General features: G+C 68.8%; 17 protein-coding genes. 14 read left to right on the plus strand and 3 right to left on the minus strand.

What is annotated here, in order from left to right; translation table 11 throughout:
• The first annotated feature begins 28 nt into the window (after positions 1 to 28).
• The 11 genes from ACZ9YD_RS01210 to ACZ9YD_RS01260 all read left to right on the plus strand — a co-directional run bounded on the left by ACZ9YD_RS01210 (position 29) and on the right by ACZ9YD_RS01260 (position 9248).
• Positions 29 to 625, plus strand: coding sequence for a YceI family protein (locus ACZ9YD_RS01210; protein WP_465073319.1), 597 nt, complete (start codon positions 29 to 31; stop codon positions 623 to 625).
• On the plus strand, positions 625 to 2571 hold the full coding sequence (locus ACZ9YD_RS01215) for a phospholipase D family protein (protein ID WP_465073320.1): 1947 nt from the start codon (positions 625 to 627) through the stop codon (positions 2569 to 2571). The genes ACZ9YD_RS01210 and ACZ9YD_RS01215 overlap by 1 nt, the downstream gene beginning before the upstream one ends.
• 376 nt (positions 2572 to 2947) lie before the next feature.
• Positions 2948 to 3094, plus strand: a complete 147-nt coding sequence (locus ACZ9YD_RS01220; RefSeq protein ID WP_465073321.1) for a hypothetical protein — start codon at positions 2948 to 2950, stop codon at positions 3092 to 3094.
• Between the two features lie 39 nt (positions 3095 to 3133).
• Positions 3134 to 3298 carry a hypothetical protein gene (locus ACZ9YD_RS01225; RefSeq protein WP_465073322.1) on the plus strand — a complete coding sequence of 55 codons (165 nt, stop codon included), beginning with the start codon at positions 3134 to 3136 and terminating at the stop codon, positions 3296 to 3298.
• A 31-nt stretch (positions 3299 to 3329) separates the two neighbouring features.
• Positions 3330 to 3494 carry a hypothetical protein gene (locus ACZ9YD_RS01230; protein WP_465073323.1) on the plus strand — a complete coding sequence of 55 codons (165 nt, stop codon included), beginning with the start codon at positions 3330 to 3332 and terminating at the stop codon, positions 3492 to 3494.
• A 55-nt stretch (positions 3495 to 3549) separates the two neighbouring features.
• The gene (locus ACZ9YD_RS01235) at positions 3550 to 3723 is read left to right on the plus strand and encodes a hypothetical protein (RefSeq protein WP_465073324.1); all 174 of its coding nucleotides are present in this window, start codon (positions 3550 to 3552) and stop codon (positions 3721 to 3723) included.
• Between the two features lie 132 nt (positions 3724 to 3855).
• Complete coding sequence (locus tag ACZ9YD_RS01240) at positions 3856 to 4272, plus strand: hotdog fold thioesterase (RefSeq protein WP_465073325.1); 417 nt, start codon at positions 3856 to 3858, stop codon at positions 4270 to 4272.
• A gap of 46 nt (positions 4273 to 4318) precedes the next feature.
• A complete protein-coding gene (locus tag ACZ9YD_RS01245; protein WP_465073326.1) occupies positions 4319 to 5122 on the plus strand; it encodes a lysophospholipid acyltransferase family protein in 804 nt (267 codons plus the stop codon).
• A gap of 59 nt (positions 5123 to 5181) precedes the next feature.
• Positions 5182 to 6237, plus strand: a complete 1056-nt coding sequence (locus ACZ9YD_RS01250) for a YheT family hydrolase (protein ID WP_465073373.1) — start codon at positions 5182 to 5184, stop codon at positions 6235 to 6237.
• A 299-nt stretch (positions 6238 to 6536) separates the two neighbouring features.
• On the plus strand, positions 6537 to 8609 hold the full coding sequence (locus ACZ9YD_RS01255; RefSeq protein ID WP_465073327.1) for a tetratricopeptide repeat protein: 2073 nt from the start codon (positions 6537 to 6539) through the stop codon (positions 8607 to 8609).
• Between the two features lie 21 nt (positions 8610 to 8630).
• Positions 8631 to 9248, plus strand: coding sequence for a YbhB/YbcL family Raf kinase inhibitor-like protein (locus tag ACZ9YD_RS01260; protein ID WP_465073328.1), 618 nt, complete (start codon positions 8631 to 8633; stop codon positions 9246 to 9248).
• Positions 9249 to 9369: 121 nt separating this feature from the next.
• Here ACZ9YD_RS01260 and ACZ9YD_RS01265 read toward each other — a convergent pair whose 3' ends face one another.
• Positions 9370 to 10194, minus strand: a complete 825-nt coding sequence (locus ACZ9YD_RS01265; protein WP_465073329.1) for a DUF4377 domain-containing protein — start codon at positions 10192 to 10194, stop codon at positions 9370 to 9372.
• A 164-nt stretch (positions 10195 to 10358) separates the two neighbouring features.
• Here ACZ9YD_RS01265 and ACZ9YD_RS01270 point away from each other — a divergent pair, with 164 nt between their 5' ends.
• The 3 genes from ACZ9YD_RS01270 (at position 10359) to ACZ9YD_RS01280 (ending at position 12594) form a co-directional block, all read left to right on the plus strand.
• A complete protein-coding gene (locus ACZ9YD_RS01270; protein WP_465073330.1) occupies positions 10359 to 10772 on the plus strand; it encodes a VOC family protein in 414 nt (137 codons plus the stop codon).
• Between the two features lie 32 nt (positions 10773 to 10804).
• Positions 10805 to 11212, plus strand: a complete 408-nt coding sequence (locus ACZ9YD_RS01275; protein ID WP_465073331.1) for a VOC family protein — start codon at positions 10805 to 10807, stop codon at positions 11210 to 11212.
• A 101-nt stretch (positions 11213 to 11313) separates the two neighbouring features.
• The gene (locus tag ACZ9YD_RS01280) at positions 11314 to 12594 is read left to right on the plus strand and encodes an RNA polymerase sigma factor (protein WP_465073332.1); all 1281 of its coding nucleotides are present in this window, start codon (positions 11314 to 11316) and stop codon (positions 12592 to 12594) included.
• A 164-nt stretch (positions 12595 to 12758) separates the two neighbouring features.
• On the opposite strand, the gene ubiB is transcribed toward ACZ9YD_RS01280, so the two are convergent.
• Both ubiB and ACZ9YD_RS01290 read right to left on the minus strand, forming a co-directional pair.
• Positions 12759 to 14447 carry a ubiquinone biosynthesis regulatory protein kinase UbiB gene (gene ubiB / locus ACZ9YD_RS01285; RefSeq protein WP_465073333.1) on the minus strand — a complete coding sequence of 563 codons (1689 nt, stop codon included), beginning with the start codon at positions 14445 to 14447 and terminating at the stop codon, positions 12759 to 12761.
• Entirely contained in the window at positions 14444 to 15088 is a 645-nt protein-coding gene (locus ACZ9YD_RS01290) for a ubiquinone biosynthesis accessory factor UbiJ (protein WP_465073334.1), read from the minus strand. Before ACZ9YD_RS01290 ends, ubiB begins: the two co-directional genes overlap by 4 nt.
• Positions 15089 to 15200: the final 112 nt, after the last annotated feature.

Genomic DNA, 15200 nt, shown 5'->3' on the forward strand with positions numbered 1-15200 from the left:
CGCTTCGTCCACCACCGCCACTTCGCCCATGTCCCACGCCGCCGGCTCTGTGCTGCGCATGCTCGCAGGCCTGTGCCTGTCGGCGGCCTGCGTCGCGCCTGCGTTTGCATCGACCGATGCGCCCGGCCACACGATCGCGCTCGACCTCACGCGATCGGACATCGGTTTCAGCCTCAAGACCCGCTGGGGTCAACAGCTGGAAGGGCGCTTCGACGACTGGCGCGGTGACATCGCCGTGCTGGCCGATGGCCGCCATCAGGTGCGACTGATCCTGGATGCCGAAAGCGTCGAGATCATCGACAGCCGCGCCTATACCCGCATCACCCGCGGGCCGGGCGTGTTCGATGCCGCGCGCTTTCCCGAAGTCCGCTTCACGTCCGACCCCTACCCGGCCACGCTGGCACGCGACGGCGGCGAGATGACCGGCATCCTGAGTATCCGTGGCGTGGCGCGCCGGGAAACCTTCCGGATTGCCGCGGCCGAATGCGCGCGCCCGGGCCTCGACTGCGACGTGGTCGGCGAAGGCGACGTGCGGCGTAGCCAATACGCGATGGACCGCTGGAGCTACGCCCTCGCCGACCAGGTGCGCTTCACGCTACGGATCCGCGCACTGGACGCCCGCTGATGCACCTCGTCACCCGCACCTTGCTGCTGGCGTTGACGCTGGCGACCGCCGCCTGCACCACGTTGTCGCCGGCCAAGCGCGACGCCGCGGCGCATATCGCGGTGGAAGCGCGTTCGACCGAGGTGCTGTGCGATCGCGCTGACGCCTGCGCGGCGCCCTCGCCACTGCGCGATCTCGGCACCCGGGCGGTGGCGCGCAGCACGCCGGCTGCGCCGCAGCATTACGCGCTGCTGCTGGAGTACGGCCAGGACGCGTTGCTCGCACGGCTGGATCTGATCCGTGGCGCGCAACGCACGATCGACGTGCAGACCTACATCTTCGACGAAGACGACTCGGGCCATCTCGTGCTCGAAGAACTGCTGGCGGCCGCGCGGCGCGGCGTGCAGGTGCGGCTGCTGGTCGACCAGCTCGCGGCGATGCGCACGGTCGAGACTCTGACCGCGCTCGCCGGCGCGCACACCAATTTCGAGATGCGGGTCTACAATCCCGCGCTGAGCCGCGCGCGCATCAGTTATCCGCAGTACGCGCTGGCCGCCGCCTGCTGCTGGCGCCGGCTCAATCAACGTATGCACAGCAAGGCGCTGCTGATCGACGGCGTGGTCGGCATCACCGGCGGCCGCAATTACCAGGACGACTATTTCGACTGGAGCGACACGTTCAATTTCCGCGACCGTGACGTGCTGATCGCGGGGCCGGTGGTCGAGGCGATGGAGGACAACTTCATCGCGTTCTGGCATGCACCGCTGAGCACGCCGCTCGAGCAGTTGACCGACATCGGGCGTCATCTGCTGCGAAACGGTGTCCCGCCGGTGTCGTTCCAGAACTACGAGCGTCCGCAGCGCGTGGCGGCGATGCTGGAAGACGCCGGCGATGCGACGCTCGTGCATGAGCGCCTGGCCGACACGGCGTTGCAGGTGCGGCAGGTCGAGTTCATCGGTGATCTGCCCTCCAAGCATCGTCGCAACCGCGAAGCATCGAAAGCCGCGATCGCCGCGACGCCCCGGTTGCGCGAGTTGATCGAATCGGCGCAAGACGAGGTGCTGTTGCAGACGCCGTATCTGGTGCTGTCCAAACCTGCTGAACAGATGTTCTTCGATCTGCATGCGCAGACCGACGCGCCGCAGGTCGTGGTGTCGACCAACAGCCTGGCGGCGACGGATTCGTTCATCACCTACGCGTTGTCGTACAAGTACAAGCGCCGGCACCTGCGCGACTTCGGCTTCCAGATCCACGAGTACAAGCCGTTCCCGGAAGACGCGCCGATCGATCTGGAGGTCACCGGCGCGGTGGGCATTTCGTGGAATTCGGACGGGAGCGTCAATCTCGACGAGAGCGGCGCCGAAGGTGCGGCGACGACGCGCGAAGAGGTCCTGGCCACGCGTCCGGCGAACGCGGCGCCGCTGACGCGCGAGTACTCGGCATTGCGCTACGCAGGGATCGGCGTGAACCGGCGCGTGCCCTTGAACCGCACGGGTCTGCGCATGGGTCTGCACGCGAAGTCGCTGGTCATCGACGACCGCATCGGTGTGGTCGGTACGCACAACTTCGACCCCCGGGGCGACAACCTCAATACCGAGAGCGCCGTGGTCATCGACGATGCGCGCTTCGCGCAGCGGCTGGCCGCGAGCATTCGCCGCGACATGTCGCCGGAGAATTCCTGGACGATCGCGCGGCGCGATCCGCCGCCGGTGTTCTCGGGCGTCGACTATTCGATGGCCAAGGTCTCCGAGCGATTGCCGATCTTCGATCTGTGGCCGACGCGCTATGCGACCAGTTTCGAGTTCCAGCCCGGGCCCGAGTGCCCGGCGCCGTTGCCGCCGGACGCCCCGGGTTTCCGCGAGTGCTACGTCGCGGTCGGCGACTTCCCGGAAGTGAGCCTCGGCTTCCGCAGCCTGCTGACGCGGATCTTCACCGCGTTCGGCGCCGGGCTCGTGCCGATTCTCTGAAGCGCGACTCGGGTTGACCCTGCCCGCGGCGCGGCGCGGCGCGGGCGACGGCGGGTCGCTGCGTTCGACCCGCCCGATGGACTGCATGCCGCCTCGATCCGATGCAAATTCGAGGTTCTGCCTTCGATTCCCAGTGACCGGATGCCCTGACGGCCGTCAAGGCCGTGCGCCTGCGCGGCCGGCTCCGCACGGTCACGTTCTGCGATGCCCAGCCGTCCTGGTTGCACGAAAAGGCCGCTAACACGCCACTTAGATGAACACAGAATAAACAGATCTGATGAATTCGCAGGGCATGACTCATTGCACATGGTGTTATCGAACAGTGGTGTTGTAGTCTACCAACACACCGAAGCACAACGACCCCGAGGACACCGCCATGCAGACCCAGACCACCCCCGCCGCCCGCAACGCCAACGCTGCTCTCGTCCGCCCGTTCGGCCTCGGCTACGGCCGCAGCAGCAGCTACGGCACCCCGCGCAGCTACAACAGCGCACCGGGCCCCGCCCGCTTCCGCGTCGCCTGATCCATCTCGCATCCCACGCATCTCTTCAGGAATCTCGCCATGTCCCGCATGCACGCCATCGTCCACGCCGCCGCCCACCTCGCCCCGCCCGTCGCCCTCCGCCAGGCCCGTCAGTTCGGCCTCGGCTACGGCCGCAGCAGCGGTTACGGCACGCCGCGCAGCTACGCCGCCGCGTCGGTTCCGTCCCGCTTCCGCGTCGCCTGATTCGACATCCCGCCCACCCAGGAGATCCGCCATGACCCGCATGCACGCCATCGTCGAAGCCGCCGCCCATCTCGTCCCCGTGGCCGCTTCTCGCCCCGTCCGCCAGCCCGGCACCGGCTACGGCACCAGCAGCAGCTACGGCGCCCCGCGCAGCTACGTCACCAATGCCAGCCCTTCGCGCTTCCGCATCGCCTGATCCTCCGATCAGCACCGGCGCCTGAAGCGTTCCACCGATCCTCAGGAGTTCCGCCATGTTCCGCATCCACGCCATCCGTTCCGCCGACACGTTCGTTTCGGTCCCGGCCTGCGTCGCCCAGCCTGCGCGCTTCCATGCCCAGGTCCGCGCCGCGCGCAGCCACGCCGACAGCCCGTTCCGTGTCGAAGTCCGCGACAGCGCCATGCCGACGCGCTTCCACATCGTCTGATCCGCGCGGCCCTTCTGCATCGATCATCCGCGACCGGTACGCGCGCCATCGCGACGCGCCATTCCGCCGGTCGCGCGGCGCGGCGGCCCACAACGGCCTAAGCTGCCGGGTTTCCCCCGGAGCCTTCCCCGCATGTTCCGCAGCGACACTTCGCTCGACCAGCTCAACGCGATGTCCGCCAATACGGCGATTGCCGCGCTGGGCATCGTCTTCACCGAAATCGGCCCGGACTTCCTGCGCGCGACGATGCCCGTCGACAGCCGCACCCATCAGCCGTTCGGACTTCTGCATGGCGGCGCCTCCGCATTGCTGGCCGAAACCCTCGGCAGCAGCGCTGGCGGCCTGTCCGCGCCCGAGGGCTGCGGCGTCGTCGGTATCGAGATCAACGCCAACCATCTGCGCGGCGTGCGCGCCGGCATCGTGACCGGCACTGCGCGTTCGCTGCATGTCGGTCGCAGCACCCAGGTCTGGGAGATCCGCATCGAGGATGCGGCCGGCAAGCTGGTGTGCATCTCGCGGCTCACGCTCGCGGTAGTGCCGAAACCGTGAGCCTGCGCGCACAGCGCGCGGTGCCGTGTTTGGGTATCGTGCACCGATGAGTGCTTCTTCCGTTCGCGCCGACGCCGGCGACATGCCGGCGCGCGTGTTGCGTTACTGCGTGCGCGTGCCGGTCCTGCTGTGGCACCTGTGCATCCATCTGCCGATTCTGCTGCTGTCGATGCTGCCGCCGATCGGCCGGCGCCGGCTGCGCAGTGGCGAGCGCGTCGACCACCGCATGATCCGCTGGTGGCAGGGCGGGCTGATGTGGGTGTTCGGTTTCCGCGTGCATCGCAGCGGTACACCGTTGCCAGGCGCGGTGCTGTTCGTCGCCAACCACGTGAGCTGGGTCGACATCGTCGCCCTGCACAGCCAGCGCATGGTCGGCTTCGTCGCCAAGCGCGAAATCGCCGGCTGGCCAGTGGTCGGCTGGCTGGCCGCGCGCGGCGAGACGATCTTCCACCAGCGCGGCAGCACCGAATCGCTGGGCGGCGTACTCGAAGAGATGGTGGCTCGGCTGCGTGACGGGCGTCCGGTCGCGGTGTTCCCGGAAGGGCGCACACGCGGCGGCGATGCGGTCGGTCCGTTCCATGCGCGCATCTTCCTGGCGGCGGTAGACACCAGCGTGCCAGTGCAGCCGGTGGCGCTGCGTTATGGACGGCACGGCTCGGCGCAGACGATCGTCGCGTTCGGCCCCCGCGAATCCTTCTTCGCGAACTTCATCCGTCTGCTCGGCGAGCCTGGCCGCGATGCCGAGGTCGCGTTCCTCGAACCGATCCTGCCGGCCAACGCGGAAGGCCGCCGACATCTGGCCGAGGTGTCGCGCGAGCGCATCGTCGCGGCGCTGGACGCACGCGAGTGAATCTCTTGCGTCCGTCACCGGAGACGGATGCGGGCGATCTCGCCGCGGAGGGCATGCGCGTGGGCGGCAGCGAGTACACGCCGCCGTTCTGGTTGCGCAATCCGCATCTGCAGACGGCGCTCGGCAGCAGCCAGTGGCGGCGGCGCCGCGGCGCGCAGGCACTCGCCGCGACCGGCGCGGTGACCACTGAACATCTCGTCGACGGCGGCGAAGGCGTGCGCCTGCACGGCCTGCACAGCGTGGTGCCCGGCCGCGCGCCGTGTGGACTCGTACTGCTGCTGCACGGCTGGGAAGGCAGCAGCGAATCGAGCTACATGCGCCAGACCGCGGCGCAGATGCTGGATCTCGGCTACGCGGTGTTCCGGCTGAATTTCCGCGACCACGGCGACAGTCACCACCTCAACGAAGCGATCTTCCACTCCAACCGCATCGATGAAGTGGTGCACGCGGCAGTCGACATCGCCGCGCGCTTCGATCCGCGGCCGATGCTCGCGGCGGGCTATTCGCTGGGCGGCAATTTCGCGCTGCGACTCGCGCTGCGTGCACCGGCGGCCGGTCTGCAGCTGGCCGGCATCGCCGCGGTCTGCCCGGTCATCGATCCGGCGCGCACGATGCTGCAGATGGAGGTGGGTCACCACCAGTTGTACCTGCGCCACTTCGAACGCACCTGGCGTGCCTCGCTGCGGCGCAAGCGCGATCTGTTTCCCGATCATCTCGACGTTGATGACGCCACGCTGAGCCTGGGGCTGCGCGACCTCACCGATTGGCTGGTGCGCACGCATACCGACTTCGGCACGCTCGACAACTATTTCGATGGCTACTCGGTGGCAGGCGATCGTCTGTCGGCGCTCCAGGTGCCGGTCGACATCCTGATGTCGGCGGATGATCCGGTCATTCCGTTGGATGCCTTCCACGCGCTGGCGTTGCCATCGCATGCGCGGCTGGAGATCAGCCGCTGGGGCGGGCATTGCGGCTTCCTGCTCGACCGTCATCTCGACGGTTTCGCCGAGCGATGGGTCGCCGCGCGCCTGGACGCACACGCCGATGCGGCGCGGACGTCGTCGGAGCGCACCCGGCTGGCGACGGCGATCCACGCAGGTGCGCAGGGCGGCTGAGTTTCGCGTACCGGTTGGACGGGCCACGCACTTTGCAGGTGGAAGCGCTTCGCAACCGCCGGATTGCACATCGCCCAATTTGATTCCAGGGGCCACACCGACGTCGGTCCTGGAACGAAGAACAAGATGGGCCCCAGCCTGCGCTGGGGCGACGGGCTCGCGATTGTCGTGCGTCTCAGCGGTTTGCCCGCGCGCGTCGTTGCGTTCAACACCTGTGATCCGCGCTTCGAACCCGCCCCACCCCGCCCGCTACAATGCCCGGCCTTGCCTTTGGTCGGCTTCGCGCCGGGATATCCAGCATGTCGCAACAGATCTACCAAGCCCTGCGCCGCGGCGCGAATGCCGAAGCCGCCGCGCTCGCCCGCCAGGCCCTGGCCGACGGACACAAGGACATCCAGACGCTGAGCGCGGCGGCACTCGCGTTCCGTGCGATCGGTGAGCGCGAGACCGCGCTGTCGACGATCGATGCAGCGATCGCGCAGATGCCCGACGACGCGGAACTGCATTTCCTGCGCGCCGGCATGCTGCTCGACACGCGCGATCTGGGCGGGGCGCAGGCCGCGCTGGCGCAGACCATCGCGCTCGATCCGAACCAGTTCGGCGCCTATGTCGTCCAGGCGCAGATGGCGATCGGCCGCAACGATCTCGACGAAGCCGAGCGCCAGACCAAACTCGCTGCGCGCGTCGCACCCGAGCATCCGTGGACGCTGATGCTCGAAGGCGTGCTGGCCTCGCGCCGCAATGACCACGATCGCGCGCTGACGCTGCTGTCGGCGGCATCGAAGGGCGCGCCGGACGATCTGCAGGTGATCAGTGCGCTCGGTTTCGCGTATCTCGCCAAGGGTCACTTCGCGTTCGCCGAGCAATCGTTCCGCCGCCTGATCGAAAAGACCGGTCAGGTGCAGCTGCGCGGCCTGCTCGCGCAGATCGTGCTGCAGCAGGGGCGTCCGGCCGAAGCAGCCGACGAGCTCGCCGTGCTGCTGGCGGATCCCGCGCACGCGACGCCATCGCTGCAGTCATTCGCCGGCGAGCTCGAACTGCAGGCGAAGCGCTTCGATCGCGCGACGCCGTTGCTGCAGGCCGCGTTCGCTGCACATCCCGATTCGCACCGCGCGACCAACGGCCTGCTGCTGTTGTGGGAAGCCACCGGCAACACCGAAGAGACGCAGGCCACGCTCGACGGCGCGCTCGAAAAATCCCCGGAGCTGGATCACCTGTGGGTCGCGCGTCTGGCGATGGAAGGGTTCGGCAGCGAAGCGGCGACCGCGATCATCGCGCGCTGGAACGCGGCGCGTCCCGATCATCTGCCGGCCCTGCAGGCGCAGCTCGCGCTGGAATCGGGAACCGGCGCGCACGAGGCATCGGAAGCGACCGCGCGCAGGATCACCACGCTGCAGCCCGGCCACGGCAACGCCAACCAGTTGCTGTTCAACCGCCTGCTGGACCGCGATCCCGGCGCGGCCGTCACCTTCGTCGAAGGCCTGCTGCCGGCCGCAAGTCCACAGGCGCGCCTGATGCTGCGCCGCTGGATCGGCACGGCCCAGGACGCGGCGGATCGTCCGACCGACGCGATCGCGACGTGGCTCGACCTCAATGTCGAGGAAACGGCGCAGGTCGGTCTGCCCCCCGCGCTCACCGCCGCGCCGGCGAGCTGGCCCGAGCTGGCGACCGTCGAGGGCCCGCGGGCACCTGCGGTGTTCCTCTACGGCGCACCGGGCTCCCAGGTCGACCGCGTCGCCAACGCGCTGCAGCGCGCACTGCCCGAGTTCCGCGCGGACCGGTTCTCGAGCGCGGTCCAGGATCCGTTCCAGGACACCAACGTGCCGGCGCGCCTGACCCGGGGTGATTTCAGCGCCGCGCAGGTCGCGCACGGCTGGCTGTCGCAGCTGCCCGCACGCGGCATCGGCGCCAACGGCGCGGTCGTCGACTGGATCCCGTTCTGGGACAACGCCTGGTTGCTGGCGTTGCGTCCGCAGCTCCCGCAGGCGCGCCTGCTGTTCGCGCTGCGCGACCCGCGCGACATGCTGCTCGAGTGGTTCGCGTACGGCGCGCCGATGGCCTTGCGCATCACCGATGTCGACAGCGCCGCGCAATGGCTGGCCGCGCATCTGTCGCAGATCGCCGATGTGATCGAGCAGGACCTGTTCCCGCACACCGTCGTGCGCACCGACGCGCCGGGCGAGGATCTCGAACGTCTGGCCGCGCGCTTCGCCGAAGCACTCGGCGTGCCCGCGTTCCCGACGCCGCCTCGCGAACTGCTGGGTCCCGATCGCATTCCGGCCGGGCGCTGGCTCGCCTACCGCGAGGCACTGGCCGGCCCGTTCGCCGCACTGACGCCGGTTGCAGTGCGCCTGGGCTACCGTCAGGACTGATCCTTTTCCAGCGGAGACACCATGCGACTTCACAGCGACAGTTTCGAGCAGGGCCAGCCGATCGCGGCGACGTTCGCCGTCGGCGCGCCCGACGGCTTCGGCGCCAATCGCAACCCGCATCTCGCCTGGGACGACGTGCCCGCGGGTACGCGTTCGTTCGCGCTGCTGTGCCTCGATCCCGACGCGCCGACCGATCCGTCACTGGCGGGCAAGGACGGCGTCGAGATTCCGGTCGAACACCCGCGCGGCACCTTCGTGCATTGGGCGGTCGTCGATCTGCCGGCCGATCTGCGCACGATCGCCGAGGGCAGCGCCAGCGACGGCGTGACCAAGGGTGGCAAGCGCAATCCGCCGGGGCCCGACGGCGCGCGCCAGGGGCTCAACGACTACACCGGCTGGTTCGACGGCGATCCGGATCTGGCCGGCGACTGGTTTGGCTACGACGGCCCGTACCCGCCGCCGAACGACCTGCGCACGCACCGGTATTTCTTCCGCCTGTTCGCGCTCGATGTCACCACGCTCGACGTGCCGGAACGCTTCACCGCAGGCGACGTGCTGCGCGCGGTGCAGGGCCACGTGCTGGCGGAAACCACGACCTGGGGCAGCTATGCGCTGCATCCCAACCCTGCCAAGCCCTGATCCTGATCGGCGTTGCGATTGCCTTCGTCGCCAGTGACGTTGCTTGAGACCCATAGCCCCTCTCCCACGGGGAGAGGAGTTGGGGTGAGGGCAGCAGGTCGCTTGGACCTGGTGCACCGCGTCAGCGATCCACGCGCTCCGACTCCACCACCATATCCAGCACGTAAGCCTGTGATGGCGCATCGGCCGGCGGGTCGGCCACGTCGAAGCGCTGCACGCGCACGACGTTGCGCACGCCGTCCTCGAAGGTGAAGCCCTCGATATCCTGATACAGCGGCGTCCATTCGGCGTCGCCCGGCGAGCGCACGCCCTCGTCGTCGTACTGCACTTCGCGCGTCTGCAGGCAACGGTGATCGGGAATCAGCGGATGGCTACAGGCGACGCGCTCGGGCGCGACCTCCAGAAATACCGTCTCCCCTTCGCCACCGTAGCGGGTGGCCGGTGTGGGCACGCCTTCGAACACGAGCACGTCGCCATTCTCGAGCTGCAGCGTGAGCCGCGGCGGCTCACCGCCACGCAGCGCGATGCGATGCGTGCCGGGCAGACGCTGGCCGATCTCGCGCTCGCGTGCGGTCAGCTGCGGATCGGCGCAGGCCATCATCGTCGAGATCACCTGGTCGACCGTCAGGCGGTCGTCGTCGAGCGCCACGTTCGCGCCCATACGGTTGCAGGTATTCGACACGCTCAGACCGCGATCGGTGAAATCCAGCTGCAGCGCTTCGCCGTCACCATCGAGCAGGGCGTCGATGCGTGCGCCGTCGCTGCTCGTCGCATCGACCAGACGCCAGTGATAGGCCGCAAGCGTTTTCGCATGATCGGCGGGCGCGGCGTCGGGGATCGCATCGGCGGCGGCCTGCGTGGGCGGCGCGGCGGCGCCTTCCGGCGGTGTGGACCCGCCGCAGGCGGCCAGGGCGAGTGGCAACAACAACATCAGGGGGCGGCGCATCGGCGTCTCCTCGGTGCGGAACGGGCCGGTCAGCTTAGCGGGCGGCTCCGGAACGCGCCGTGTCGGCAGGCGCGCGTTCCGTGCTCGAAGCGATGTCGATTTTCGATGCCCCGGTGCGTCGTTCCCATGACACCGCCAGCCGGCGGCCTTTCGAAGAGACGCCGATGCGCATCGATCCCTACCTGTACTTCGACGGCACCTGTGCCGACGCGTTCATGGCCTACGCCGCCGTGCTCGGCGGCGAACCGGTGCTGATGCCCTACAGCGACGCGCCGCCCGTCTCCGACAGCGCACCCAGCGCGCCCGATCGCATCATGTATGGCCATCTCGCGATCGGAGACCAGTTCCTGATGGCGTCCGACGTGCCGCCGGGCACGCCGCTGCCGGCGGCGCCCCACACGTTCGTCAATCTGGGCGTCGACAGCGACGCGGAGGCCGAGCGCATCTTCGCCGCGCTGTCGGACGGCGGTGAGGTGCGTGCACCGATGGCCGAGACCTTTTTCGCACACCGCTTCGGCATGGTCGTCGACCGCTTCGGCACCGGGTGGATGGTGATGCGTTCGAAGCAAGGCTGCTGAATTTCACCGTATCCAACAACAGGAACACCGCCATGCACCGACCTCAGATCTACGTGAATCTTCCGGTCGAAGACCTCGACCGCAGCGTGCGCTTCTTCACCGCGCTCGGCTTCCAGTTCAATCCACAGTTCACCGACGAGAACGCGACCGCGATGATCATCGGCGACGACAGCTTCGTCATGCTGCTGGTCAAGCCGTTCTTCCAGAGCTTCACGAAATTGCCGCTGCCACCGCCGGGCCATGTCGGCGCGATCATCGCGCTGTCGCAACCCGATCGCGCCGCGGTCGATGCGATCGTCGACAAGGCGCGTGCCGCAGGTGGCACGGTCACCGCCGAACCGGTCGATCACGGCTTCATGTACCAGCACGGCTTCGCCGACCCCGACGGCCATCTGTGGGAGGTGATGCACATGGACATGGCCGCGTTCCCGAACGCATGAGTACGCGAACGTGCGCGCCGCAGCCGCTCTTCGCACGCGCGCGAGTCCCCCGCCGCAGCGCGGCTTGCCGTGCGGCGCGGGGGGTGCTGTCATCGCCGCCCATGGACACGGCCACGCTGCACCGTACGATCGAAACGCTCTGGCGCGACGAGGTGCCGAAGATCATCGGTGGCCTGATGCGCGTGGTCCGCGATCTCGATCTCGCCGAGGAACTGGCGCAGGACGCGCTGGTCGCCGCGCTCGAACGCTGGCCGCAGGACGGCCTGCCCGACAATCCGGGCGCGTGGCTGATGACCACCGCGCGTAACCGCGGCATCGACCGCCTGCGTCGCGGCCAGCGCCGCGACGCGCACCACGCCGAACTCGCACGCGAGATCGAGCAGGCGCAGCGCGAATCCGATGCGCGCGCGCAGGACGCGCTCGACGACGTGATCGGTGACGACGTGCTGCGGCTGATGTTCGTCGCCTGCCATCCGGCGCTGACCGTCGAATCGCAGGTCGCACTGACGCTGCGCCTGATCGGCGGTCTGACCACCGACGAGATCGCACGCGCGTTTCTGGTGCCCGAAGCGACGATCGCCCAGCGCATCGTGCGCGCCAAGAAAACCATCTCGAACGCCGGCACGCCGTTCGAGCTGCCGCAGCGCGCGGACCTGCCGCCGCGGCTGTCGGCGGTGTTGCACGTGCTGTATCTGGTGTTCAACGAAGGCCACGCCGCCAGCAGCGGCGACGACTGGGCGCGTCCCGATCTGTGCGCCGAAGCGCTGCGGCTGGTGCGGGTGCTGGCGGCGCTGATGCCGCGAGAAGCCGAGGTGCATGCGCTGGTCGCATTGATGGCGCTGCAGGCGTCGCGGCTCGATGCTCGTACCGATGCCGACGGTCATCCGGTGCTGTTGCCCGACCAGGATCGCACGCGCTGGGATCGCGGCTTGATCGATGCGGGACTCGCGGCATTGGCGCAGGCACAGACCGCGCGCGCCACCGCGACGCCCGGCGGCTACGAACTGCAGGCCGCGATCGCCGCCTGCCACGCGCTCGCGCCCGCCGCGGAGAACACTGACTGGGCACGCATCGCTGCGCTGTATGGCCAACTGCTCGCGCTGACGGGCTCACCGGTGGTCGCGCTCAACCGCGCGGTCGCGATCGGGATGGCCGCCGGCCCAGCAGCTGCATTGCCACTGGTCGATGCGTTGTCCGGCGACGACGCGCTGGCCGACTACCACCTGCTGCCGGGCGTGCGCGGCGATCTGCTGGCGAAGCTGGGGCGGCACGCGGATGCGGCGGATGCGTTCGAACGCGCGGCCTCGCTGGCGCGTAATCCGCGCGAGCGGGACTGGCTCTGTGCGCGTGCGACGGAATGTCGTGCGAAGAAGTCCGCTTGAGCCCTCCCCCGCGTGCGGGGAGGGTTGGGTGGGGGCGAACGTTCCGCATGCATCGAAATGATCCGGGCGACACCTCGATCTATCGCACTATTCGATATCGCCAGCGCTGACGGATTGCCCCCACCCAACCCTCCCCCGTAGAACGGAGGAGGGCTTCAGAGCGCTCAATCCCGCAGATACACCGGTGAGCGCCGCGGCCATGCGGCCAGCAGCGCCCACAGCCCGCCGACGCCCGCGACCCAGGTCGCGACCGGCAGGCCGACGAAGCTCGGCCCACCTGCTTCCAGCGCGTACAGCACCGCGGCGACGATCAGCAGGCCGACGCCGAGGATCGCGGCGACCATGCGTTTCTGCATGCCCTGCATCGTCGCGGTCAGCGCAGCGAGATCGTCGGAACGCATGCGCAGTTCGTGGCGGCCTTCGACCTGCTGCTTGAGCCAGCCGTGCAGCAGGCGCGGCATGTCGGGTGCCTGGGTGATCAGTTCCGGCAGGCGGTCGCGGAATTCGCGGCCCAGACGCTGCGGGCTGTAGCGTTCGACAAGGATGCGTTCGAGCACCGGCCTGGCGACCGCCCAGATGTCGAGCTTCGGGTCGAGCAGGCGGCCGATGCCTTCGATGCTCAGCAGCGTCTTCTGCAGCAGGATCAACTGCGGCTGCAGGGTGAGCTGGTAGCGCTGCGCGGTGCGGAACAGTTTGCCGAGCACTTCGCCGAGCGAGATCTCCGACAGCGGCCGGGTGAAATACGGTTCGCACACCGAACGCACCGCGGCTTCGAGTTCGTCGATGCGGATGTGCCCCGGCATCCAGCCGGCCTGGATGTGCAGTTCGGCGATGCGCCGGTAATCCTGGCGGAAGATCGCCATGAAGTTCTCGGCGAGGTAGTACTGATCCTCGCGCGAGAGCTGGCCCATGATGCCGAAATCCAGCGCGATGAAGCGTGGATTGGTCTTGCGGTCCGGGTCCACCCAGATGTTGCCGGCGTGCGCGTCGGCGTGGAAGAAGTTGTCGCGGAACACCTGCGTGTAGAACACGCGCACGCCCTTGGCCGCGAGCGCCTTACGGTCGATCCCGGCCGCGTCGAGCGCGGCGATGTCGTCGCTGGGAATGCCGTGCACGCGCTCAAGCGTGAGCACGCGCTGGGTCGTGCGTTCCCACACCGGCGCGGGCACGTAGAGATCCTGCGAACCGGTCCAGAACCGGCGCAGCACTGACGCGTTCGCGCCCTCACGCTGGAGGTCGAGTTCGGCGGCCAGCGTGTTCTCGATCTCGGCCACGACTTCGCGCGGGCGGATCTTGTCCGCATTGGGATGCGTGCGGTCGACCAGCGCGGCGAGGTTCTTCAGCAGCGCGATATCGGCGGCGATCTGCTTCTCGATCGTGGGGCGCAGCACCTTGACCACGACCTCGCGACGCGGATTGCGATCGTCGGCCGGCAGCGTCGCCGCGTGCACCTGGGCGATCGACGCCGACGCCAGCGGTGTGGTGTCGAAGGCCTCATAGGCCAGCGCGATCGGCATGCCGAGTTCGCGCTCGATGATCGCCTGCGCCTGCGCGCCGTCGAAAGGCAGCACGCGGTCCTGCAGCAGGGCGAGATCGTCGACGATGTCCGGCGGTACGAGATCGCGGCGGGTCGACAGGATCTGCCCGAACTTGACGAAGATCGGCCCGAGTTCCTGCAGCGCCAGACGCAACCGCGCGCCCCGCGACTGCGCGGCGATGTCGGCCGAGGCACGCGGCACGAACGGGCGCGCAAGCTTGAGCCAGCGCTCGGCCGGCGTGTCGTTGAGCAGATCGTCGAGACGGTAGCGCAGCAGCACACGGCCGATACGCGAGGCGCGCAGCAGACCCTTCATGCAGCCGGCCCGCGCGACAGACGCGACACGCGCGCCGCGAGTCGCTCGACGTCATCACGCAACACGTCGACGTCGTCGTTGAAGGCTTCGAGTTCGTCGCGGCCGAGCACGTCGCGCGATTCCTCGGTCACGTACTCCACCGCGCTTTCAGTCAGCGTGCGGCCCAGGCCCTGCGCCTGCTGCAGCGCACTGGCGAACGCGTTGGCGACCTGCACGCCGATCACCTCGCCGAAGACTGCGACGAACGGCTTTTGCCAATCCGGATCGAAACGCCCGGCGAGCTTCTGCAGCCGGCGCGCGAGTTCGGCATCACCTGACACCCGCACCTTGCCGATCGGCGGCGCGTCGTCGCGGCGCAGGAACGGCAGCTGCGACAGCACGCCGGCGATTGTCGTGCGCACGGCGAGATCGGGCTCCACCGCGTCGTCGACCGGACCGACGCGAAGGCGCTCACCGTCGACGCGCAGTTCCAGCGCGATCGGCGGCGAGGCGAGGGTCAGCGCGATGCGTTGCCCGTCGAGTCCGGCGAGCGCGGTGCGCGTGTCGGCATCGAGCGCGAGCGCCTGGTTGAGCGCGGTTTCCAGCGCGCGTCCGGCGATCGGCTTGAGCGCCGCGAAAGGAGAAGGAGGGAATCCGGCCATGGCCGCATTGTAGCGGTCCATTCCGTGGCGCTACGCGCAATGCGCGAGGGACATTGGCGCGTGCGAAGGTCGGCGCGTCCCCAAAAGAAAACGCCCGCCGGAAGGCGGGCGT

It is taken from the genome of Luteimonas sp. AC640a (genome assembly GCF_979256585.1).